This window comes from Halomonas ventosae (assembly GCF_004361885.1).
In the GTDB taxonomy this organism is placed as follows: Bacteria; Pseudomonadota; Gammaproteobacteria; order Pseudomonadales; family Halomonadaceae; genus Halomonas; species Halomonas ventosae_C.
Genome location: NZ_SNWH01000013.1, coordinates 42154 through 64395, shown reverse-complemented (window position 1 = coordinate 64395; position 22242 = coordinate 42154). Strand labels below are relative to the sequence as shown.

General features: G+C 65.0%; 21 protein-coding genes and 1 pseudogene. 7 read left to right on the top strand and 15 right to left on the bottom strand.

Features of this window, described 5'->3' with window-relative positions; translation table 11 throughout:
* Positions 1–18: 18 nt before the first annotated feature.
* The 4 genes from phnE to DFO68_RS10755 all read right to left on the bottom strand — a co-directional run bounded on the left by phnE (position 19) and on the right by DFO68_RS10755 (position 3976).
* Complete coding sequence (gene phnE / locus DFO68_RS10770; protein ID WP_133483670.1) at positions 19–813, bottom strand: phosphonate ABC transporter, permease protein PhnE; 795 nt, start codon at positions 811–813, stop codon at positions 19–21.
* A 76-nt stretch (positions 814–889) separates the two neighbouring features.
* Positions 890–1903 (bottom strand): phosphonate ABC transporter substrate-binding protein, encoded by a 1014-nt coding sequence (gene phnD / locus DFO68_RS10765; protein ID WP_133483669.1) that lies wholly within the window; start codon positions 1901–1903, stop codon positions 890–892.
* A 48-nt stretch (positions 1904–1951) separates the two neighbouring features.
* Entirely contained in the window at positions 1952–2773 is an 822-nt protein-coding gene (gene phnC, locus DFO68_RS10760) for a phosphonate ABC transporter ATP-binding protein (RefSeq protein WP_133483668.1), read from the bottom strand.
* A 342-nt stretch (positions 2774–3115) separates the two neighbouring features.
* Positions 3116–3976 (bottom strand): SDR family oxidoreductase, encoded by an 861-nt coding sequence (locus DFO68_RS10755; RefSeq protein ID WP_133483667.1) that lies wholly within the window; start codon positions 3974–3976, stop codon positions 3116–3118.
* Between the two features lie 113 nt (positions 3977–4089).
* Between DFO68_RS10755 and DFO68_RS10750 the strand changes: the two genes are divergently transcribed.
* A complete protein-coding gene (locus tag DFO68_RS10750) occupies positions 4090–5010 on the top strand; it encodes a hydrogen peroxide-inducible genes activator (RefSeq protein WP_133483666.1) in 921 nt (306 codons plus the stop codon).
* Positions 5007–7100 carry an ATP-dependent DNA helicase RecG gene (recG, locus tag DFO68_RS10745; protein ID WP_133483665.1) on the top strand — a complete coding sequence of 698 codons (2094 nt, stop codon included), beginning with the start codon at positions 5007–5009 and terminating at the stop codon, positions 7098–7100. The genes DFO68_RS10750 and recG overlap by 4 nt, the downstream gene beginning before the upstream one ends.
* Before the next feature lie 95 nt (positions 7101–7195).
* Here recG and DFO68_RS10740 read toward each other — a convergent pair whose 3' ends face one another.
* The 3 genes from DFO68_RS10740 to DFO68_RS10730 form a co-directional block, all read right to left on the bottom strand.
* Positions 7196–7552, bottom strand: coding sequence for a hypothetical protein (locus DFO68_RS10740; protein ID WP_133483664.1), 357 nt, complete (start codon positions 7550–7552; stop codon positions 7196–7198).
* Between the two features lie 84 nt (positions 7553–7636).
* Entirely contained in the window at positions 7637–7912 is a 276-nt protein-coding gene (locus DFO68_RS10735) for an HU family DNA-binding protein (protein WP_133483663.1), read from the bottom strand.
* Between the two features lie 106 nt (positions 7913–8018).
* On the bottom strand, positions 8019–9179 hold the full coding sequence (locus tag DFO68_RS10730; RefSeq protein ID WP_208107407.1) for an NAD(P)/FAD-dependent oxidoreductase: 1161 nt from the start codon (positions 9177–9179) through the stop codon (positions 8019–8021).
* Between the two features lie 159 nt (positions 9180–9338).
* Between DFO68_RS10730 and ubiA the strand changes: the two genes are divergently transcribed.
* From ubiA to phoR, 3 genes are all read left to right on the top strand, one after another.
* Positions 9339–10235, top strand: coding sequence for a 4-hydroxybenzoate octaprenyltransferase (gene ubiA, locus DFO68_RS10725; RefSeq protein ID WP_133483662.1), 897 nt, complete (start codon positions 9339–9341; stop codon positions 10233–10235).
* Between the two features lie 87 nt (positions 10236–10322).
* Entirely contained in the window at positions 10323–11012 is a 690-nt protein-coding gene (gene phoB / locus DFO68_RS10720) for a phosphate regulon transcriptional regulator PhoB (protein WP_133483661.1), read from the top strand.
* Between the two features lies 1 nt (position 11013).
* Positions 11014–12330, top strand: a complete 1317-nt coding sequence (gene phoR / locus DFO68_RS10715) for a phosphate regulon sensor histidine kinase PhoR (RefSeq protein WP_133483660.1) — start codon at positions 11014–11016, stop codon at positions 12328–12330.
* Here phoR and cysZ read toward each other — a convergent pair.
* The 3 genes and pseudogenes from cysZ to DFO68_RS10700 all read right to left on the bottom strand — a co-directional run.
* Positions 12318–13070 carry a sulfate transporter CysZ gene (gene cysZ, locus DFO68_RS10710; protein WP_133483659.1) on the bottom strand — a complete coding sequence of 251 codons (753 nt, stop codon included), beginning with the start codon at positions 13068–13070 and terminating at the stop codon, positions 12318–12320. The two genes, phoR and cysZ, sit on opposite strands and share 13 nt — an antisense overlap.
* Positions 13071–13153: 83 nt before the next feature.
* Complete coding sequence (phoU, locus tag DFO68_RS10705; protein WP_133483658.1) at positions 13154–13882, bottom strand: phosphate signaling complex protein PhoU; 729 nt, start codon at positions 13880–13882, stop codon at positions 13154–13156.
* 102 nt (positions 13883–13984) lie between these two features.
* Positions 13985–14278 (bottom strand): annotated as a pseudogene (locus tag DFO68_RS10700) (hypothetical protein); the annotation flags it as partial.
* A gap of 334 nt (positions 14279–14612) precedes the next feature.
* Here DFO68_RS10700 and DFO68_RS10695 point away from each other — a divergent pair.
* A complete protein-coding gene (locus DFO68_RS10695) occupies positions 14613–15020 on the top strand; it encodes an acyl-CoA thioesterase (RefSeq protein ID WP_133483657.1) in 408 nt (135 codons plus the stop codon).
* A 71-nt stretch (positions 15021–15091) separates the two neighbouring features.
* Here DFO68_RS10695 and DFO68_RS10690 read toward each other — a convergent pair whose 3' ends face one another.
* The 4 genes from DFO68_RS10690 to hexR all read right to left on the bottom strand — a co-directional run bounded on the left by DFO68_RS10690 (position 15092) and on the right by hexR (position 19997).
* Positions 15092–16180, bottom strand: coding sequence for a TRAP transporter substrate-binding protein (locus DFO68_RS10690; RefSeq protein WP_133483656.1), 1089 nt, complete (start codon positions 16178–16180; stop codon positions 15092–15094).
* A gap of 102 nt (positions 16181–16282) precedes the next feature.
* Positions 16283–16756: a phosphate-starvation-inducible PsiE family protein gene (locus DFO68_RS10685; RefSeq protein WP_133483655.1), complete on the bottom strand. Its 474-nt coding sequence runs from the start codon at positions 16754–16756 to the stop codon at positions 16283–16285.
* 48 nt (positions 16757–16804) lie between these two features.
* The gene (uvrD, locus tag DFO68_RS10680; protein ID WP_133483654.1) at positions 16805–19009 is read right to left on the bottom strand and encodes a DNA helicase II; all 2205 of its coding nucleotides are present in this window, start codon (positions 19007–19009) and stop codon (positions 16805–16807) included.
* Positions 19010–19139: 130 nt separating this feature from the next.
* A complete protein-coding gene (hexR, locus tag DFO68_RS10675) occupies positions 19140–19997 on the bottom strand; it encodes a transcriptional regulator HexR (protein WP_133483653.1) in 858 nt (285 codons plus the stop codon).
* A gap of 237 nt (positions 19998–20234) precedes the next feature.
* On the opposite strand from hexR, the gene DFO68_RS10670 reads away from it, so the two are divergent.
* Positions 20235–20441, top strand: a complete 207-nt coding sequence (locus DFO68_RS10670; protein WP_133483652.1) for a PA3496 family putative envelope integrity protein — start codon at positions 20235–20237, stop codon at positions 20439–20441.
* Between the two features lie 70 nt (positions 20442–20511).
* On the opposite strand, the gene DFO68_RS10665 is transcribed toward DFO68_RS10670, so the two are convergent.
* Positions 20512–21852: a sodium-dependent transporter gene (locus tag DFO68_RS10665; RefSeq protein ID WP_133483651.1), complete on the bottom strand. Its 1341-nt coding sequence runs from the start codon at positions 21850–21852 to the stop codon at positions 20512–20514.
* Positions 21853–22242: the final 390 nt, after the last annotated feature.

Sequence of the window (22242 nt, the reverse complement as noted above, 5' to 3'; positions counted from 1 at the left end):
CCGAGGGAGCCCCCGGCATCAGATGTAACGTTTGCGTACCTGCTGCGACAGCATGTCCAGCAAGGTGACGGCGACAATGATCACCAGCATGATGGTCGCCGCTTCGGCGTAGTCGAATCCGCGCAGGCTCTGCCACAGCGACACGCCGATACCCCCGCCGCCCACCATGCCAAGCACCGTCGCCGAACGGATGTTAGATTCGAAACGGTAGAAACTCACCGAGACCCATAGCGGCATGATCTGAGGAATCAAGCCAAACAAGATCTCCTCGATACGCCCGGCGCCGGTGACGCGCACCCCCTCCATCGGCCCGGGGTCGGCAGCCTCCACAGCCTCGGAAAAGAGTTTGGCCAGCACCCCGGTGGTGTGGACGAATAATGCAAGCGTTCCAGCGAAGGGGCCGAGCCCCACGGCCACCACGAACAGCATCGCGAACACCAGCTCGTTGATCGCGCGACAGGCGTCCATCAGTCGGCGAATGGGCTGATTGATCCACCAGGGAGCGACGTTCGACGCGCTTAAAAGGCCAAATGGCACGGCGCAGATCACCGCCAGCAGCGTGCCCCAGATGGCAATCTGAATCGTCACCAGCATCTCGTGGATGTAGCGCGTCAGGTTGGTGAACGTCGGAGGCACGAAATCACTGGCCAGAACCACCATGTTGTCGAAATTGTCGATCAGCAGACCCGGGGCAATACCCGCGCCTTGCCATGACCAACCCAGAACCAGTAGCGCAGCCCCCCAGCCCAGGGGCTTCTTCCAGTTGCGCCCGCCAGCGCGCGCCTGTATCTCATCGGAAATCGTCGTCGTCATCTTTGCTACTCAAGCCATCCAGCCATTCGTCACCATCCAGACCGCGACGAGGGGCGCGTGCGCCCCTCGTCGTTGATCAGGACGCCTGCGGCATGCTTTCCGAGACCGCCTGCTGCTTCAGGCGTTGGTCGAGCTCCTCGAGCCTGGCATCAAGCTCCTTGAGCTTGCGTGCCTTCTCCTGGGGATCAAGCGAGCCGTCGTTAGCGATATTGGCGCGCGTCTTGAACAGCTCAAGCTGGCGAATCGGTAGCAGCTGAGCGTTGCTGGAGGATTGAAAACCGGACCACTGCAGCGGTGCCAGAATCGCCTTTTCACGTTCGGTGTCACCGTAATTCAGGAAGAAGTCACGCAGCTTGGCTTTTGTCGCCTCGGGTAGGTTCTCGCGCCACACCAGCGGATCTGAGGGGATCAGTGGCGACGTCCAGATCACCCTGAGCTGCTGGGCCTTATCCGGATGAGTCTCTTTCAGACGTGCCATGCTCTCGGTATTGAACGTGGCGACATCGACCAGATGATTGGCCACGCTCAAGGCGTTGGTCTCGTGGCTTGAATTCAAGGTGCGCTTGAACGCAGAGTCCGCATCGACCCCGTTTTTGGCAAACACGTAGTAACCCGGCACCAGAAAGCCCGAGGTTGAGTTGGGATCGCCATTGCCGAAGGTGAGCTGGTCAGCGTTGTCGAGAATCTCGTCGATACTGTGGTAGGGGCTATCCTTGTTGACGATCATCAGGCCCCAGTATCCCGGCGCGCCATCGTCGGCGATGGTCTGGGCGAAGATCTCGCCACCGGCCCGGTCGACCGCCTCCATCGCGGCCTTGTTGCCATACCAGGCAACATCGACCTTGTCGAAACGCATCGCCTGGATCACCCCGGCATAGTCGGTGGCGAAGAACGGCTCGACCGGCATACCCACGGCGTCGGCCATGTCGTCGAGCAGGGGCTGGAACATTTCGCGCTGCGCGTTCATGGACTCCGTGGAGATGATACCGAAGGTCAGCGTGTCATTGTCCTGAGCGTGAGCCGGCAGCACAGCGCCGAGTCCGATGGTGGCGATGAGCGGCGCCAGACGGCGCAGAGAGCGTAACGTCATGTTTGACTCCTGATTGCGATAGTGGAACGTGTCGTGAAAGGGGTGGGCTCAGCCCACGGCGTGAAGCAGTCCAGTGGTCGGCGGTTGGTCCTCGTGAACGCCGAGCTCATCGAGCCCCGCATCTTCGTAGAGAACCTGCAGACGGGTATCAGTCAGGCCCGAGATAGGCCCGTCGTAGTAGAGCCGTCCCTTCTTGAGGGCGATAGCGCGGCGACAATAGCGGCGCGCCACATCAACCTGATGGAGGGTGACGACCACCGTGCGACCATCCTCGCGATTGATGCGCTCAAGAATCTCCATGACCTCCCGCGCGCTGCGCGGGTCGAGCGAGGAGATCGGTTCGTCGGCAAGGATCACTTCGGCGTCTTGGACCAATGCACGCGCGATGGCGACCCGTTGCATCTGACCGCCGGAGAGCGTGTTCGCGCGCTGCTCGGCAAGATCTTCGATACCCACTCGCGCCAATGCACGGCGCGCCGCGTCATACTCCCGGCGGGTGAAACGCCCGGCTAGCGCTCGCCAACGCGGCATGGCTCCCAGATGCCCGATCAGCACATTGGTCATCACGCTCAACCGGCTGACGAGATTGAACTGCTGGAAGATATAGCCGGTGCGGCGGCGCTGTTCGCGACGCGCCCCGACCAGGCGCCCCTGGCGCTGCACGTCGCGCGCCAGCACTCTGACGTGACTGTGCGACTGACGGTCGGCTGCTGTCAGACCAATGAAAAGACGCAGCAGGGTCGACTTGCCGGAGCCGGATGGCCCGATCAGAGTGACCATTTCACCCTTGGCGATCTCGAATCCGATGTCGCGCAACGCGGCATGATTACCGAAGGACTTATCGAGCCGTTCGACACTGATAGCAGTCATACGCTTCGCCCTTGAAAATGTGGGGAACTCGAAAGTCTGAACACAGTCTGGCGGTGTGCTTTGACGGCTATATGTCTAGACAATTAAGAAGCGATGACACCTACGGGGGTTAGAAGGCACGTTAAAAAAAGCGCCATGGGCGCTTTATGATGGGAATCAAAAGGTTGGCACGGGACGTCATCTAAATGTCGCGTATTTGTCGTCGTGGCGTCATATTTGTCGGGAGCGGCGGCGGCCTAGATGAACCCAACGACGGCTTCGAATTCTACTCGATCATCTACCGGCTGGCGTTGTAAGGTCGGGCTCTGTCGTTGGCTGCAGGGGGGATGACAAAGGGGTCGACTACAGGAAACCTCCTTCCCGCAGCACTTGGGCGTAGCCCTCGCGGTAGGTGGGATAGCGGAAGCGATAGCCACTTTCGCGAAGGCGCGTGTTATCGCAACGCTTGCTGGCGCGGCGGCGCAGCGGCGACTGGATGGTCTCGGTGGCCTCGACCTTGAGCTGCTTCGCCAGCCAGGCCATCACCTCGTGCATGGGGGCCGGCTCACAGTCGCTGGCCAGGTAGAGATCCTCAAGCGGCTTACCGGCCAGCTGCCGGCCGATCAGATGGGCCAGCACCCCGGCACAGTCGTCGCGGTGAATGCGGTTGGAATACATGACGGGGCTCGCCGGGGCGATGCGCCCCTCGCCAACCTGGTGGATCAGGCGGTCACGACCGGGGCCGTAGATGCCCGAGAAGCGCACCACGGTGCCCGGCAGGTCATGGTCGATCAGCGCCTGCTCGGCCTGGCGCATCACGAGACCCGAGAAGCCCGAAGGCTCGACGGGGCTGGTCTCGTCGACCACATCGCCGTCGCGCTGGGCGTAGACGCTGGTTGAGGAGACGAAGAACACCCTCCCCGGTGCCGTGTCACGAGTGGTGAACTCGCCCAGCAGCGCGGTCAGGCCATCGAGGTAGGCAGCGCGATAGGCCGCTTCATCGAAGCGGTCGGCACTGACCACATAGACCAGGGTCTCGGCGTCGGGCAGCCGAGCCAGGGTGGTCGCGTCGTTCAGATCGACCGCCACGGCCTCGAGCCCACTGCCCTCCAGTGCATGCGGATTGCGGCGTGCGCCGATCACCCGGTGTCCCGCCTTACTGAGCTCGCTTCCCAGCGCCATGCCGATATCGCCACAGCCCAGAATCAGTGTCGTTGTCTTCACCTTTCCCTCGCCCCCTGATAAAAAGTCCCTATTGGCATTATTGTGTCCCTGTGCATCGGGCGAGATCACTGGGACCGTCACCCGCTTTGAAGAGGATGCCTGCCGGCACCACCATGACTCTAACAGAACTCCGCTACATCGTGACACTGGCCCAGGAGCGCCATTTCGGACGCGCGGCGGAGCGCTGCTTCGTCTCCCAGCCGACACTCTCGGTGGCCGTCAAGAAGCTCGAGGAGGAGCTGGGCGTGGCGCTGTTCGAGCGCTCGAAGTCCACCGTGCAGGTCACCCCGCTGGGCGAGAAGATCGTCGAGCAGGCCCAGCGCGTGCTGGAACAGAGCAGCATCATCAAGGAACTCGCCACGGCTGGCCGCGACCAGCTGGCGAGCCCGCTGCGCATCGGTGCCATCTATACCATTGGCCCCTACCTCTTTCCTCACCTGATTCCGGAGCTCTCGCGGGGTGCACCGCAGATGCCGCTTTACATCGAGGAGGGTTTCACCGCTAACCTGCGCCGCAAGCTGCGCAGCGGCGAACTGGATGCCATCATCATCGCGCTGCCCTTCACCGAGACCGACGTGGTCACCAAGCCGCTCTATGAGGAGGCCTTCGAGGTGCTGCTGCCGGCCGACCACCGCTGGGCCTCCCGGGAGAGCATCGACAAGGAGGATCTGCTCGAGGAGCGTCTGCTGCTGCTCGGTGAGGGCCACTGCTTCCGTGACCAGATCCTCGAAGCCTGCCCGGCAATCAGCCATCAGCTCAACAGTCCCAACAACACGCTCACCGCCGAGGGCGGCTCGCTGGAAACCATCCGCCATATGGTGGCCTCCCGGCTGGGCATCACCGTGCTGCCGCACTCGGCCATCGGCACCGGCCACTACGAGAGCGGCATGCTGATCAGCCGTCCCTTCACCGCCCCGGCACCCTCACGGACCGTGGCCATCGCCTGGCGCGCCAGCTTCCCGCGGCCCCGGGCCATCGATGCCGTGACCGAGGCGATCGAGCGCTGCCGCAAGACCGAACTCGAGCCGGCATGAGCAGCGACATCACCTCTCTCGACGCGCCCGTCACCGCGCTCAAGGGTGTCGGCGAGGCACTGGCGCTCAAGCTTGCCCGGCTGGGCATCGAGCGTGTCAGCGACCTGCTGTTCCACCTGCCGCTGCGCTACCAGGATCGCACCCGCATCACGCCCATCGCCACGCTACGCGCCGGTCATGAGGCGGTGGTGGAGGGCGAGGTGGTGGCCGGCGAAGTGGTGCGCGGCCGGCGGCGCAGCCTGCTGGTGCGTCTGCGCGACGGCTCGGGGATCCTCAGCCTGCGCTTCTTCCATTTCTCGCCCGCCCAGCAGCAGCAGTTCCAGCCCGGGGCGCGAGTGCGCGCCTTTGGCGAGGCCCGTGCCGGGGCCACGGGCCTGGAGCTCTACCACCCGGAGTACCGCCTGCTGGCCGGCGGCGAGGCCCCGGTAGAGGACCACCTGACACCCATCTACCCGGCCACCGAGGGCCTCCACCAGACCCGCCTGCGAGCGCTGATCGACCAGGCCCTGGGCTGCCTGGATGCCACCCCGGACGCCCTCCCCGACGGCATTCCCGCCCTCCTGCGCCAGCGCTTCGGCCTGCCCGAGCTTCACCACTGCCTGAACACCCTGCATCGCCCGCCACCGGAGGCCGATGCGGAACAACTGGCGGCCGGCCGCCACCCGGCGCGGCGCCGCCTGGCCCTGGAGGAACTGCTCGCCCATCGACTCAGCCTGCAGGAGGTGCGCCAGCGCATCCGCGAGGACGGCGCCCCGGCGCTGCCCGGCGGACGCAGCCTGCAGGCCCGCTTCCTGACCCAGCTGCCCTTCGCGCTGACCGGCGCCCAGCGCCGGGTGCTCGACGAGATCGCCGCCGACCTGGCGCGCCAGGTACCGATGCTGCGCCTGGTGCAGGGCGATGTGGGCTCGGGTAAGACGGTGGTCGCCGCCATGGCGGCGCTATCGGCTATCGCCGCCGACTGCCAAGCCGCGATAATGGCCCCCACCGAAATACTCGCCGAGCAGCACTATCGCACCTTCAGTGCCTGGTTCGAGCCGCTGGGCATCGAGGTGGCCTGGCTCTCCGGCAAGCTCAAGGGCAAGGCGCGCCTGGACACCAAGGCGGCCATCCAGGACGGCCGAGCGCGCATGGTGGTCGGCACCCATGCGCTCTTCCAGGATGACGTACACTTCCAGCGCCTGGGGCTCGCCATCATCGACGAGCAGCACCGCTTCGGCGTCCACCAGCGCCTGGCGCTGCGCGAGAAGGGCGAGGCCGGCGGCCTGACGCCCCACCAGCTGGTGATGACTGCCACCCCGATCCCGCGCACCCTGGCAATGAGCGCCTACGCCGATCTGGACGTCTCGGTGATCGACGAGCTGCCGCCCGGTCGCACGCCGGTGAAGACGGTGGTGATGCCCGATGAGCGCCGCCCCGAGGTGATGGTGCGCATTCGTCACGCCTGTGCCAAGGGACGCCAAGCCTACTGGGTCTGCACGCTGATCGAGGAGTCCGAGGCGCTGCAGTGCCAGGCCGCCGAGGCGACCCGCGACGAGCTCGTCGAGACCCTGCCGGAGCTGGCCATCGGCCTGGTCCACGGGCGCATGAAGGCCGGCGAAAAGGCCGCAGTGATGGCGGCCTTCAAGGCCGGCGAGCTGGACCTGCTGGTGGCCACCACGGTGATCGAGGTAGGCGTCGACGTGCCCAATGCCAGCCTGATGATCATCGAGAACCCGGAGCGCCTGGGTCTTTCCCAGCTCCACCAGCTGCGCGGGCGGGTGGGACGCGGTGCTGTCGAGAGCTTCTGCGTGCTGCTCTATCATCCGCCGTTGTCGGCCCACTCCCGGGAGCGCCTGGCGGTGATGCGCGAGACCACCGACGGCTTTCGCATCGCCGAGAAGGACCTCGAGATTCGCGGCCCCGGCGAGGTGCTAGGCACCCGCCAGACAGGACTGGCGCAGATGAAGGTGGCCGACCTGGAGCGCGACGCCGATCTGCTGGAGCGCGTGGCGCCGCTGGCCGAACAGCTGCTCGAGGAGTATCCCCAGGCCAGCCGCCCGCTGATCCAGCGTTGGCTGGGCGAGAAGGCGGGACGCTATGGGCAGGTATGAAAGCTGGAAGGCAGCAGATTGTCTCCGCTATCTGAGTCAAGGCTGTTTCTTCCAGCTTCCAGCCGCGAAGCGGCGCTTTTCAAGCTTCAAGCTTTTTACAGGTGTTTCAAAAGCCGCTGCAGCTTCTGCAGGTCGGCCGAGTCGCCGACCAGGCGCACCTTGCCGGCCATCATGCCGTCGAGGAAGGCCTGCTGGGTGGGCTTCCTAAGCACCTTGATGGCCGTGGCCGGGTCTTCGAAGCGCAGCTCCAGATCGAGATCCACCGGCAGGCCCCGACCGCTGCGGATGCCGCTCGGCGACATCCGGTAGTGGCGGGCGATGGAGAGATCCTCGGTGGCGATGCCCCAGTCGAGGCCCCGCATCTCACCGAGCAGCTCACGGAACCGCGCCTTACAGCACAGGGCGTGCTTGAGCATCAATCCCAGCAGCCACAGCATCAGTCGCAGCTTCATATCGGCTTCGCCAGCATCGAGAGACCGTCGAAAGCGTCCGTCGAGAGAGAATGAGGCGACCCGCACGAAGCGGGCCATACGGCCTTATTTCGCCACGGCGTCCTTGAGGCCCTTGCCCGGCTTGAAGGCAACGGTCTTGCTGGCCGGAATGGCCAGTGGCTCGCCGGTCTGGGGATTCTTGCCGGTGCGTGCGGCGCGCTCGCGCACGCTGAAGGTACCGAAGCCGATCAGGCTGACGTCCTCCCCCTGGGAAACGCTACCGGTGATCTCATCAAGGATCACGTTGAGCACCTGGCTCGCCTTGTCCTTGGAAAGATCGGCACGCTCGGCAATCGCCGCGGCGAGTTCTGGCTTGCGCATACAGTCCTCCTGATATTGGCATTATGATGCCGGCGATCACCACCGGCGATGTTGGGATGGCATGATGGTTAGTCACGGATCATCGCCAGCTGCGACGTTGACGAGACTAGCCTAGCAACGGCGGCGCGGCTCGCGCTAGTTCGACTTTCCGACGCACGCAGCGACCTGTCAACGCAAAGCCGAGCAAGCGTCCGTCCTCTGTTTCGGCCAGTGCGGTCAGGTCGCTGCCTGCCCCCTCGAGACGCCAGCGAGCCGGGGTGTGAAGCGGCGGCAGGGCCACCACCGGCAGCAGTGGCGTCTTGACCAGCACCGGCCAGGGGCCATAGGTCACCGCGCTGGGGCTGCCGGTCAGGGTATTCGCCAGGGCCTTGGCGCTGGCCAGCAGCGGCTGCACGTACATGGCATTGACGCCATCGACACAGGCCGCATCGCCCAGGGCATGGATACCCGGCACCGAGGTGGCCAGCTGCCGGTCGGTGTGGATGCCCGCCTCGCTGACCGCGATCCCTGCCGACTCGGCCAGGACGGTGCGCGGCCGCAGGCCTGTGGCCACCAGCACCAGGTCGGCAGAAAGGGAGGTGCCATCATCCAGCGCCAGGCCAACGCGGCGGTCGTCGGCCTCCAGCGCCATCAGCCGGCGTCCGCTGTGCAGCGCCACGCCGGCCTCGCGGAAGGCCTCGCCCAGGGCGCGGCCCAGCGGCTCCGGCACCAGGCGCGGCAGGGGCGCGGGCTCCGGGGCCACCAGTTCGACGTGGTGACCGCCGGCGACGAGGTCATTGGCGAACTCGCAACCCACCAGGCCAATGCCGATGATCGCCACGCGTGCCGGCCGGCCCCGCGCCTCCAGGGCCGCGTGGAAGGCGCGGTAATCATCCAGGTCATTGACGCTGAAGACCCGGCCGGCCACGGCGTCGGGTACCCTGAAGGGGCGCACCGGCGCGGCGCCGGTGGCCAGCACCAGCTCGCTCCAGGGCAGGGTCTCGCTGCCGATGGTCAAGGTGCGTTCCAACGGGTCGATGGCCTGCACTCGGGTGTGGGTGCGCACCACGGCGCCGAGCTCGTCGGTAACCTCCAACGCGGAACGGGTCGCCAGGCGCTGCGGCGGCAGGCGCTTGGCGAAGCCGGTGGAGAGCAGCGGCTTGGCATAGTCATCGCCGCTGTCGGCGGTGATCAGCGTCATCGGTCGCGCCGAGTCCCGTGCGCGCAGCTGGCGCAACAGGGCCAGGCCCGCCATGCCGGAACCGATGATGGTCAGGGGAGCGCTCATAGGCCTCATCGATCGGGAAAGAATGATGGGGCAGCATGGTACACTAGCCACCCCCGAAATCGACGCGAAGAAGGAGTTCTTCCTCGAGCGCATGGCGGATGACCTCGGGCTGCCTTCGCGCTAGGCTCTGCGGCACGCTTTCACATGCGAGAGACCGAGATGGACCCTTCCCTGATGCACCCCAGGGGCCTGGCCCGGGTGACCGACTTCCTGCAGCTGACCCGCCTGAACCGCCCCATCGGCACCTGGCTGCTGATGTGGCCCACCCTGTGGGCCCTGTGGATCGCCGCGAAGGGCATTCCCGACCGCCAGGTGCTGCTGATCTTCATCGTCGGCGTCTACCTGATGCGGGCCGCCGGTTGCGTGGTCAACGACTATGCCGATCGCCACTTCGACGGCCACGTCAAGCGCACCCGGAACCGCCCCCTGGCCACCGGCCGGATCAGCGAGGGCGAGGCCCAGGCGCTGTTCCTGATGCTGGTGATGGCCGCCTTCGTGCTGGTCTGGTTCACCAACCTCTTCACGGTGATGCTCTCGGTGGTGGGGGTGGTGCTGGCCTTCATCTACCCCTTCATGAAGCGCTACACCCATCTGCCCCAGGCCTTCCTCGGTGCGGCCTTCTCCTGGGCGATTCCCATGGCCTTCGCTGCCGTGCAGGGTGCGCTGCCGCCGGTCGCCTGGCTGCTGTTTGCCGCCAACGTGGCCTGGACGGTGGTCTACGACACCGAGTACGCCATGGTCGACCGCGACGACGACCTGAAGATCGGCATCAAATCCACCGCGGTGCTGTTCGGCCGCGCCGACCGGCTGATGATCGGGCTGCTGCAGGGGCTGACTCTGGCGCTGCTGGCCTGGGCCGGATGGCGGCTCGCGCTGGGGGGCTTCTTCTGGCTGGGGCTGGCCGCCATGGCGGCGACCTTCGTGCATCAGCAGTGGCTGATCCGCGAGCGGGATCGGGACCGCTGCTTCCAGGCCTTCCTCAACAATCACTGGTCGGGCCTGCTGGTCTTCGCCGGCATCGCGCTCTCATTATGGCCGGTGACGAACGGCGGCTGAGCGGGCGACAGCCCGGCGTTGTCACGCTATTGTCATCATGACGTGCTGTCATCGTCATCGACCTGTCATTGACCATGAGGCTCCGGGATGACCGCCAAGACCGTACTGATCGTCGATGATGAGGCGCCGATCCGCGAGATGATCGCGGTAGCCCTGGAGATGGCCGACTATCGTGTCCTCGAGGCGGACAATGCCCAGGATGCCCATGCCATGGTGGTTGACCATCAGCCCGACCTGGTGCTGCTCGACTGGATGATGCCGGGGACCAGCGGCATCGAGCTGGCCCGCCGGCTGAAGCGCGAGGAAGCCACCGCCGAGCTGCCGATCATTATGCTGACCGCCAAGGGCGAGGAGGACAACAAGATCCAGGGTCTCGAGGCTGGCGCCGACGACTACATCACCAAGCCCTTCTCGCCACGGGAGCTGGTGGCGCGCCTCAAGGCGGTGCTGCGTCGCACCACACCGCGAGGCGTCGAAGACCCGGTGGAGGTCGGCGGGCTGCTGCTCGACCCGGTCAGCCACCGGGTCAGCGTCGATGGCCACTCGCTGGAGATGGGGCCCACCGAGTACCGCTTGCTGCAGTTCTTCATGACCCACCAGGAGCGTGCCTACACCCGCGGGCAGCTGCTCGACCAGGTGTGGGGCGGCAACGTCTATGTCGAGGAGCGTACCGTGGACGTGCATATCCGTCGCCTGCGCAAGGCGCTGGGCGAGCCCCACCATCAGCTGATCCAGACCGTGCGTGGCACCGGGTACCGGTTCTCCGCCAAGGGCTAACGTGGGACGGCTCTGGCGAGGCGAGTTCTGGCGCCTGGTGACCCTGGTCGCCGCCGGGGCGCTATTCGGCTGGCCCTTCTCCGCTGTGGTGGCCGGCATCACCGTCGGCCTCTCGCTCTGCCTGGCCTTCCACCTGCGCCAGCTGCACGCCCTCTACCAGTGGCTCACTCTGCGCCCCCAGGAAGAACCTCCCGCCGCCAGCGGCCTGTGGGGCGAGCTGTTCGACCGCCTCTACCGCTACCAGAAGCGCCAGGCCCTCACCCAGCAGCGGCTGCGGGCCACGCTGCAGCGCATCCAGGAATCCTCCGAGGCGATGCGCGACAGCGTGGTGATGCTCGACCGTCACGGCGACCTGGAGTGGTGGAACAGCGCGGCCGAACGCATGCTCGGCCTCAAGCCCCAACTCGACCGCGGCCAGCACATTACCAACCTGCTGCGTGACCCGCGCTTCGTCGACTATTTCCATGGCCGCGACTATCGCGAGCCGCTGACCCTGCCCTCACCCATCGACGAGAGGCTGATCCTGCAGTTCCAGATCACCCTCTACGGCGACGACGAGCGCCTGGTGATGGCCCGCGACATCACCCGCCTGCACCGCCTGGAGCAGATGCGTCGCGACTTCGTGGCCAACGTCTCCCACGAGTTGCGCACACCGCTGACCGTGCTGGCCGGTTACCTGGAGACCTATGGCGACATGGCCGACCAGCTGCCGCCGCGGCTGGGCCGCGGCCTGGTGCAGATGAAGGCCCAGACCGAGCGCATGCAGAACCTAGTCAACGACCTGCTGCTACTCTCGCGTCTGGAGATCGACCAGGGCGGGCGGGATGACGCGCCGCTGGCGATGGATGAACTACTGCATGCCGTACAGAGCGACGCCGTGGCGCTCTCCGACGGTCGCCAGTCGATCACGGTAGAGGTCGAGGAGTCTCGCGCCCTGCTCGGCAGCGAGCAGGAGATCCGCAGCGCGCTCTCCAATCTGACCTTCAATGCCGTGCGCTATGCCGGGGAGGGGCGGCATATCGTGCTGCGCTGGCGCCCCCATGGCGCGGGCGCCTGCCTAGAGGTAGCCGATGATGGCGAGGGCATCGACCCGGTGCATCTGCCGCGGCTCACCGAGCGCTTCTACCGGGTCGACAAGGGCCGCAGCACCGCCACCGGCGGCACCGGCCTGGGGCTGGCCATCGTCAAGCACGTGCTGCTGCGCCACGATGCCCGACTGGAGATCGACTCCCTCCCCGGCCGCGGCGCCACCTTCCGCTGCCTGTTCCCCGCCGAGCGCCTGCGAGATACGGCGGCAGAGAGGGCTCAGCGCGCCTGAAGCGGACCACCCGGGGCCGTGCCGGCCTCGATGTCACGATAGTGGCGCTCCCACATCAGCACCGCGGCAGCCACGGCCCCGGGCAGCAGGAAGAGGTTGGCCAGCGGCAACCAGGTGATCAGGGTCACCCAGCCGCCGTAGGTGAGGGTAGGCCACCAGCGCGCCTTCAGCCGGCGACGCATGTCGCGGAAGCTGACCATGTTGTTGTCCATGGGGTAGTCGAGGTAGGTGATGGCCATCATCCAGGCCGAGAAGGCCGCCCACAGCAGCGGCGCAATCAGGTTGAGCACCGGGATCCAGCTGAGCACGAAGAGCAGCGCCATGCGCGGCAGGATGTAGCCCAGCTTGACCAGTTCACGCCCCATGGCGTCCACGACGGTCCGCGCCAGCCCGCGGTCGTCCAGCGGCGGCCGGCCGGTCGCCTGCATCTCCACCCGGGCGGCCAGAAAGCCGTAGAAGGGCGCGGCGATCAGGTGGGTCACCAGGGTGAAGGTGAAGAAGACGATCAGCACCAGGCTGACCACGAAGAGCGGCCAGATCAGCCAGGAGAGCCAGGCCAGCCACTCGGGGACCATCGCCATCCAGTGATCCAGCCAGCCGCCGAAGTGGCCCAGCACGTACCCGAGCATGCCGCCATAGACCAGCAGGTTGACCAGTATCGGCAGGAACACATAGCGCCGCAGGCCGCGGGAGTAGACCAGGCGGGTCCCGCGGGTCAGCGCCGTCAGGGCATCGAGCATTCGTCACTTCCTCCTATCACGCCGCAGGCCGCCGCCCGATTGGGCGGCGGCCTGCGATATTGACGGCCAGGAGGCGTTCGCGGTCAACCCTTGCGGGTGATTGCCTGCTCGTCGAGGTCATCCGGGCTGGTATGGCGGATATCGAGCCCCTTGACCAGGTAGACCACGTACTCGGCCAGGTTATTGGCATGGTCGCCGATGCGCTCCAGGGCGCGCAGGATCCACATCAGACTGAGGATCGGCGAGATCGAACGGGCATCCTCCATCATGAAGGTCATCAGCGAGCGCATGGCGGTGCGGTACTCGTTGTCCACCTCCTCGTCCTCATGCACCAGCTTGATCGCCAGTTCGGTGTCGAGGCGCGCGAAGGAGGTCAGGGCGTCGCGCACCATGCGCCGCACGTGCTCGCTGATCATGCGCACCTCGACGAAGCCGCGATTGCCGTTGTTGGCGTCGATCAGCTCGATGGCATTGCGGGCGATCTTGCTTGCCTCGTCGCCGATCCGCTCCAGGTCGGAAGCGGCACGGATCACCGCCAGTACCAGGCGCAGGTCGGAGGCGGTGGGCTGGCGCCGCGCCAGCACCTGGGTGCTCTCCTCGTCGATCTTGATCTGCATGTCGTTGACTGCCCGATCGTTGTCGACCACCCGCCTGCCCAGTTCAGAATCGCTCTCGAGCAGGGCGGCCACGGCGTCCTGAACCTGCTTCTCGACCAGCCCCCCCATCGCCATCAGGTGGGTCTTGAGCTCCTCGAGCTCCTGGTTGAACTGCCGGGAGATATGCTGGCTGTGGATGTTGCTGGTGATGTCCATGGGATCTCTCCTTTGCTTAAGGCCGGCCGTCAGGCCATGCGCCCAGTAATGTGGTTTTGGGTACGCCGCAGGTGCGGATTGGTGAACAGGCTATCGGTGGAGCCATATTCCACCAGTTCGCCGTAGCGCCCACTCGATGATGTCGTCGCGCTTGCTCAGGCTACCTTGCAGGCGCAAGCCGAAGGCCACATTGTCATGGGTCGACTTGCCACAGCCGGAGGGATCGATAAAGGCTGTCACCCGATGGCGTGGTAGGCGCAGCGTCAGGTTGCGCAGCGCCGGACTGTCACCATAGGCGAGGCTCACCCCCCGGAGGGCCAAGCTGCTGGCCGCAGGGGAGAAGTCGATCAATGCCGGCAGAGCGGGCGGCGCAGTCAGATCCTGGGCGAAGGGCATCGGGGCTCCCGGATGGCGCGACAGTCGTGGGCTCACCGATGACTCAGCGTCCCATAGCGCGTACCGATATGGTGACGTAGAAATATTGCAGTCAGATTAAGTACCAGGATCACCAGCAGCAGCACCGTGGCATAGACCAGCAGCAGTAGGTGCTACCAACAGCCAGGAGGCCAGGCAACGACGCAGGATGGCAAACATGACAGCCTCCTCGATGAACCAAAGAAGGAACGGCAACAAGGCAGCGTGTCGCCATGGTGGTGAACCGCAGCCCTCGGCGTATATCATGGCGAGCTGATCACGCGCCACAACAACAACCCGAGTTGTAAAGCCTTCCATGACAGACATCGACGATATCCCCGCTCCCCAGGGTCAATTGACCCTCAAGCTGCTGGCCAGTCGCCAGGACACCAACCTGCATGGCGACATTCCCGGCGGCTGGCTGGTCGCCCGCATGGACCAGGCCGCCGAGGTGGCCGCCGGCCGTGAGGCCCGGGGTCGCACGGCGACCGTGGCCATCGAGGCCATGGACTTCCTGTGCCCGGTCCGCGTCGGTTCGATGGTCAACATCTTCACCCGAGTCAGCGAGATTGGCCACAGCTCACTCAAGATCGATGTAGAAGTGTGGATCCGTGCCCCCCATGAACGCGACCCCGACGAACTGCACAAGGTCACCGAGGCCCGCTTCGTGATGGTCGCGCTAGATGACAACGGACGGATCCGGGCCGTTAGCCAAAACGACTGAACCACCGACTGAGCCACCCTCGCCAGACTCAAGGGGCGCCCATGAGGGGTGGCAAAGGAGGGCGAGAGTCGTCAGGCGCCGACCTTCTCCCGGGTCTTCAGGTAGGCGAACTCGCCCACCTCGGTGAAGCGCTGCACCTTGCGCTGGAAGGCGGTGTAGGAGTCGTAGACCCTGCGCGAGATTTCGTCGGCCGCCACCTGCCTTTCGAGCACCTGCTGCGAGGAGACATAAAGCGCTTTCAGGACGTCGTCCGGGAAGCGACGCAGCTCCACACCATGCTCATTGACCAGCGTCTCGAGGGCTTCGGCGTTGCGTAACGCGAACTCGCTGATCATCGCCAGGTTGGAGGCCATCGCCGCCTCGCTGACCACCGCCTTGAGGTCGTCGGGCAGGGCATTCCAGGCGTCCAGATTGACGGTGGCCTCGATGATGGCGCTGGGCTCGTTCCAGGCCGAGGTGTAGTAGTAATTGGCCACCTGGTGCAGGCCGAAGGCCAGGTCGTTATAGGGACCGACCCAGTCGGCGGCATCCAGCACGCCGGTCTGCAGGGAGGTGAAGATCTCGGACCCGGGGATGTTCATCGTGGTCACGCCGATGCCGTTCATCGCCTCGCCGGCCAGGCCCGGCAGGCGCAGCTTGAGGCCCTGCATGTCCTCCAGCGAGTGGATCTCCTTCTTGAACCAGCCGGCCATCTGGGTGCCGGTATTGCCCACCGGGAAGGGCTTGAGGTTGAACTGGGCGTACACCTCGTCCCACAGCTCATGGCCGCCACCGTAGTAGAGCCAGGCGTTGGTCTCAGTAGTGGTCATGCCGAAGGGAACAGCGGTGAAGAACTGGGCGGCCAGGGTCTTGCCGCGCCAGTAGTAGGAGGCGGAGTGGCCCATTTCGGCGGTGCCCTCGCCCACCGCGTCGAACACCTCCAGGGCGGGCACCAGTTCGCCGGCGCCATGCACGCGGATCTTCATGCGGCCCCCGGAGAGGCGCTCGATGCGCGCGGCGAAATCATTGGCCCCGGTACCCAGCGCCGGGAAATTCTTGGGCCAGGAGGTCACCATGTCCCAGGTGATGGTCTGCTGGGCACTGGCCGTGGAGATGAAGGGGGCGGCGGCCACACCGGCGGCACCGAGGCCGGCGGATTTGAGAAATCTGCGACGTTGCATGGTAGGCGATAGCTCCAGAAGCGTTATTGTGGATGTCCCGTCCGCGGCGCCCGACCCTGTCTGCGCGGGTCACGAGAAAGCGACCGCATGGCACGGGAGAGATCACCGTTGCGGTCCATGCCGATTCCCCTGGCGTACCAGCCAGTAACAGATGCCCAGGGACAGGACACCGGCGGCCAGTGCTAAAATCTTCCAAGGATCGATGCTGTCGAGGTCCATCACCATGAATTTCCGCACCAGCGCCATGATGGCGATCAGCACCACGATCTCCACCTGGATGAAACCACCGTCGTGGTTCATGGTGCGCACGATGGAGTTATTGAACTCCATGGCAATCAACACCGTGAGGATCATGTCGAAGACGGCCTGGAACACCCGGTAGTCGAAGGGGTCGCGGGTCTGTACGAACAATAGATGTATCACATGATCGATCAGGTAATACAGCGCGACCAGGACCACACCACCGATGGCGGTCGTCAGTACCAGCGATACCAGTCGCTCGAAGCGCTGGTAGCCGCTCAGGGAGGACCACTGTGTGGTAACTTCCGGGAACCAGCGTTTTAGCATCGCTCGCATACTTTCTTCGCTCCATGATGACACTGAACAGGATGAGCTCGCCCCCCATCATAGGGGCGTCAGCTTGGCAAAGCCCAGCACCAGCCACTTGTCGCCCTCGCCCTCGAAGCTGACCTGGACCCGGGCGCGCTCGCCCTCGCCCTCGGCGTTGAGTATCACCCCCTCGCCGAACACCGGATGGCTGACCCGCTGGCCCAGCGAGAGCAACGGCAGCTCGTCGCCCCCGTCGACCGTGGTCTGTCGCGAGCGTCCCACCGTCGGGCGAGTGGTTACCGGACGCGAGATCTGGCCGCGCAAGCGCACCTCTTCCAGGTACTCCTCCGGCAGCTCGCGCAAAAAGCGTGAGGCCCGTTGGAAGGTCTCCTTGCCGTGCAGGCGACGCAGCTCCGCGTGGGTCAGGTAGAGCTTGCGCATGGCACGAGTCAGGCCCACGTAGCAGAGGCGCCGCTCCTCCTCCAGACGACCCGGTTCCTCCAGCGACATGCGGTGCGGGAAGAGCCCCTCCTCGACCCCGGCGATGAACACCACCGGGAACTCCAGGCCCTTGGCCGAGTGCAGGGTCATCAGCTGCACGCAGTCTTCGAACTCGTCAGCCTCGTGGTCGCCGGCGTTGAGCGCCGCCTCGGAGAGGAAGGCCTCCAGGGCCACCGCTCCCTCGCCGACCTCGGGGGGCTCGAAGGCGTCGCCCTGGGTAAAGGCCCGAGCGGCGGTGACCAGCTCCTCCAGGTTCTCGACCCTGGCCTGACCCTTCTCGCCCTTCTCGCTGCGATGGTGCTCGATCAAGCCGCTACGCTCGATCACATGATCGATGATCTCGTGCAGGGCCAGGCCGGCGGTGTCGTTGTCGAGTCGCTCGATCAGCTCGGCGAAGGCGCGAACCGAGGTGGCGGCACGCCCCTTGAGCGAGGCATCCAGCAGGCTGTCGTGCAACGCCTGCCACAGCGAGACCTCGCTGTGCCGGGCGCGATTGCGCAGCACCTCCACGGTACGGGTGCCGATGCCCCGGGCCGGGACGTTGATCACCCGCTCCAGGGAGGCGTCGTCGTCACGATTGAGCAGCAGGCGCAGATAGGCCAGGGCGTTCTTGATCTCCAGACGCTCGTAGAAGCGCTGGCCGCCGTAGATGCGGTAGGGCACCCCCTGGCGGATCAGCGTCTCCTCCAGCACCCGGGACTGGGCGTTGGAGCGGTAGAGGATGGCGATCTCGCGCCGGTTGAAGCCCTCCTCGACCTTCTCGCGAATGGTATCGACGATGAAGCGCGCCTCGTCCAGATCGTTGAAGCCCGAGTAGACGGAGATCGGCTCGCCCCTGGCGCCCTCGGTCCACAGCTCCTTGCCCATGCGCTCGGCATTGTGGCGGATCAACGCATTGGCGGCATCGAGAATGGCGCTGGTGGAGCGGTAGTTCTGCTCCAGTCGCACCGTCTTGGTGGCGGGGAACTCCTGCTCGAAGCGCCGAATATTCTCGATGCGTGCCCCGCGCCAGCCGTAGATCGACTGGTCGTCGTCGCCGACCACGGTCATCGGCGTCTGCATGCCGGTGAGCAGCTTGAGCCAGGCGTACTGCAGGGTATTGGTATCCTGGAACTCGTCGACCAGCACATGGCCAAAGCGCGCCTGGTAGTGGGCCAGCAGCGCCGGGGTGTCCCGCAATAGTTCCAGGCTGCGCAGCAAGAGCTCGCCGAAGTCGACCAGGCCACCGCGCTCGCAGGTCAGCTGGTAGCGCTCATAGAGCTCGACCATCTGGGCCAGGTAGGCATCGCCATGGGCATCTACCTGATGGGGGCGCAGCCCCTCCTCCTTGCAGCCCGAAATGAACGATTGCACCTGACGCGGCGGGAAACGCTCGTCGTCGATGCGATGGTCCTTGAGCAGCCGTTTGACCAGCCGCAGCTGGTCGTCACTGTCGATGATCTGGAAGTGCTGGGGCAGCCGGGCATCCTGCCAGTGGGTACGTAGCAGGCGATGGGCGATGGAGTGGAAGGTGCCCACCCAGACATGGCGCAACGAGATACCCAGCAGCGCCTCCAGACGGGTGCGCATCTCGCGGGCCGCCTTGTTGGTGAAGGTCACGGCGAGCACGGCGTAGGGGGAGAGGCCCTCGGCCTGCATCAGCCAGGCGATGCGATGGACCAGCACCCGGGTCTTGCCGGACCCGGCCCCGGCCAGCACCAGCATGTTGCCCTGGGGCGCACTGACGGCCTCGCGCTGGGCCGGATTCATATGATCGAGAATCGCCGTGACGTCGTCCATGGGGAAGGCATCGCTGCTCGGAAAATGGGCGAACAGCTTATCATATGCCCCCGCCTCGGCGCGGGAAGCCGTAAGCTGGGACTCTACCCAAGTTCACCAACGGCAACGATTTTTACTTATAGCTTACAGCTTATGGCTTCGGTTCGGGGAAGCGCAGCGGGTTGAGGCTCTTCTTCACTTCGCGGAGCTGCTCGGCGAGTTTCGGGCCGCGGGTCTTGGCCACGCCCACCGCCAGCACATCGACCAGCACCAGGTGGGCGATGCGCGAGCTCATCGGCGTATAGATCTCGGTGTCCTCGTGGACATCGATATAGAGCGGCAGCGTGACCTCCTCGGCCAGCGGCGAACCGCTGGGGCACAGACCGATCACCGTGGCGCCAGCCTCGCGGGCCAGGCGCACGCTGGCCACCAGCGCCCGGGTGCGGCCGGTCTGGGAGATCGCCACCACCACATCGCCCTCCTTCAGGGTCACCGCCGACATGTTCTGCATGTGCGGGTCGGTGTAGGCCGCGGTGGAGATCTGCAGTCGGAAAAACTTGTGCTGGGCATCGAAGGCCACGGCACCGGAGGCGCCGAAGCCATAGAATTCCACCCGGTTGGCCATGGCCAGCGTATTGATGGCACGGCTCAAGGCTTCGTTGTCGAGCCGGTCACGTACCGAGAGCAGCGTGCCCACGGTGGAATCGAAGATGCTCTGGGAGAATTCTGCCACCGAGTCGCTGTCGTTCATCGAGAACTGGGCGAACTGGCTGCCCGAAGCCAGCATCTGCGCCAGCTGCAGCTTGAAGTCCTGAAAGCCATTGCAGCCCAGGGCGCGGCAGAAGCGCACCACGGTAGGCTCGCTGACCTTGGCCTCGGTGGCCAAGTCGACGATGCGCATATGGATCACTTCCTCGGGGTTGCGCAGCACGAAGCGCGCGACCTTCTGCTCGGAGCGTCGGAAGTGCTCCATGCGACGTCTCATCTCATCGAACAGGGCGCGGCTCACGCGGAACTCCTTGCAATTGGCCACCCGGCGAGGCGGCAAGGATTGGCGACTTTATATCCACAGTATGCCCCAAGCCGAAACACGATGCGCAACTCGGTCCGAGGGTACGGCTGACCATGAGCTCATCAGGCGAGCGTTGGCACAGTGTTTTTGCCCCCGATACAGCCGCCGTCATCATTCTGTCAAGTGGGGTATAGTAAGACATGCAGTGTCGCGAACCTTTCAGGAGAGTCGATCATGCGCAATGTCGAACGGGTATCCTCCCTCAAGAGTGAGCTTCTCGACATCTTCATGAGCATGGAAGTCGTCGAACACCAGCAGCGCTCACGCACCGCCGCCCAGCGCAACCTGCGTGCCCGGCGCGGCATCGAGCTGCACAACGAATTCAAGCGGCTGAGCCAGGACATCGCCCCGCTGCCCGACGCCGAGGATGAAATGCATTGAGTCCTTTCCACGGCCATGATTCCTACGCCGCGAATCCCGCCAAGTCGAGATTCGCGGCGTAGGATCCGCCTCAGAGACTCGAGACAAATACCGCAATCACACCGAGCGGGGCGATGAAACGCGCCACTAGGTGCCATAACGTCGCCTGTCCACCAGAGAGGTTCAGCTCAGCCGCCACACTGTCACGGTCAAGCCGCCAGGCCACGAAGACGACAGCCCCCAGACCGGTCAACGGCAGCAGGTACTTGCTGGTGAGGGCATCGAGGAAGTCGAAGATGCTCAGACCGAGCAGGCTCACCTCGCTCCAGACGTTGAACGACAGCAATGCCGCGATCCCCAGCACCCAGGTCGCCACACCTGCCACCAGGGTGGCACTCATGCGCGACAGTGCAGTGCGCTCCTCGACGAACTCCACGACCGGCTCGAGCAGAGAAATGGCCGAGGTCAGGGCGGCGAAGGTCAGCAGCAGGAAGAACATCAAACCCAGGATGATGCCACCGGTCATGTTACCGAAGGCGAGCGGCAGGGTGATGAAGATCAGCCCCGGCCCGGAGCTCAGGTCCAGCCCGTTGGCGAAGACGATGGGGAAGATCGCCAGGCCGGCAACTAGCGCCACCAGGGTATCGAGGATGACGACGGTACGCGCCGTGGCCAGCAGATTGACGTCCTCGTTCAGGTAGGAGCCATAGGCCATCATGATGCCCATGCCCAGTGAAAGGGTGAAGAACGCCTGCCCCATGGCGGCCAGTACCACTTCGCCGGTGACCGCGCCCCAATCAGGGTTGAACATGAAACTCACCGCCTGGCCAAAGTGGCCTGACGCTATACCGTAGCCGACCAGCACCAACAGCAGGATACCCAGCGCCGGCATCAGGCTGCGCACGGCGCTCTCCAGGCCCTGAGTCACGCCACGGCCCACGATACCCACGACCAGCACCATGAACATCGTGTGCCACAACAGCAGCTCGCCGGGACTGGAGAGCATGCCAGTGAACAGCGCCTCGATACCCTCGGCGCTCTCGCCGCTGAAGTCGCCGATCACCGACCCCAGGGTGTAGTTGAGCGACCAGCCACCGATCACGCTATAGAACGACAGGATCAAAAAGGCGCCGAGAACGCCGCTGATGCCCACCGCCACCCAGCCTCGGCTGCGCCCGGCAGAGCGCGACAGGTCGGCCATGGTACTGATGGGGTTCTTCTGTCCGCGGCGACCGATCAGCCACTCCGCCACCAGGATGGGCAAACCCACCGCGGCGATACACAGCAGGTAGACGAGCACGAAGGCTGCACCGCCGCTATCGCCCACCATGTAGGGAAATTTCCAGATGTTGCCCAGCCCCACCGCGGAACCGGTGGCGGCGAGAATGAAGGTCAGCCGGGATGACCACTGTGCGTGGGAGAGTTTCGACATGTTTCACCCTGAGAGTACGTGTCGCCAACGGCCGATCTGGCACGATGACGGCTTGTGCTTGTCATTGCCACGTCCAGGGCGCCGAGGTTCACACGACGCCATCCAGAGCATGACAGGATCCAGGCAGGATCACTGCCGTGTCGCGTCTCGCGCGTTTCTGTCCAAGTGTGGCAAGGAACGGGAGATGCTGGGGTGCCAGATGCTCGCAAGATCCACGCTGTTTCTGCGCAATATCGCGTCAATATCCATGGGAAGAGGCACACCAGTCGGTAAAACTATCCGATCAAACGCTCGATGGCTAGGGCCTGTTTCTTGCCTACGTTTTTGGACGTAGTATCGGTCGGTTCGGGACACCGCGATCATTCGGTATCCACCCTGAAGTCAGGGGTT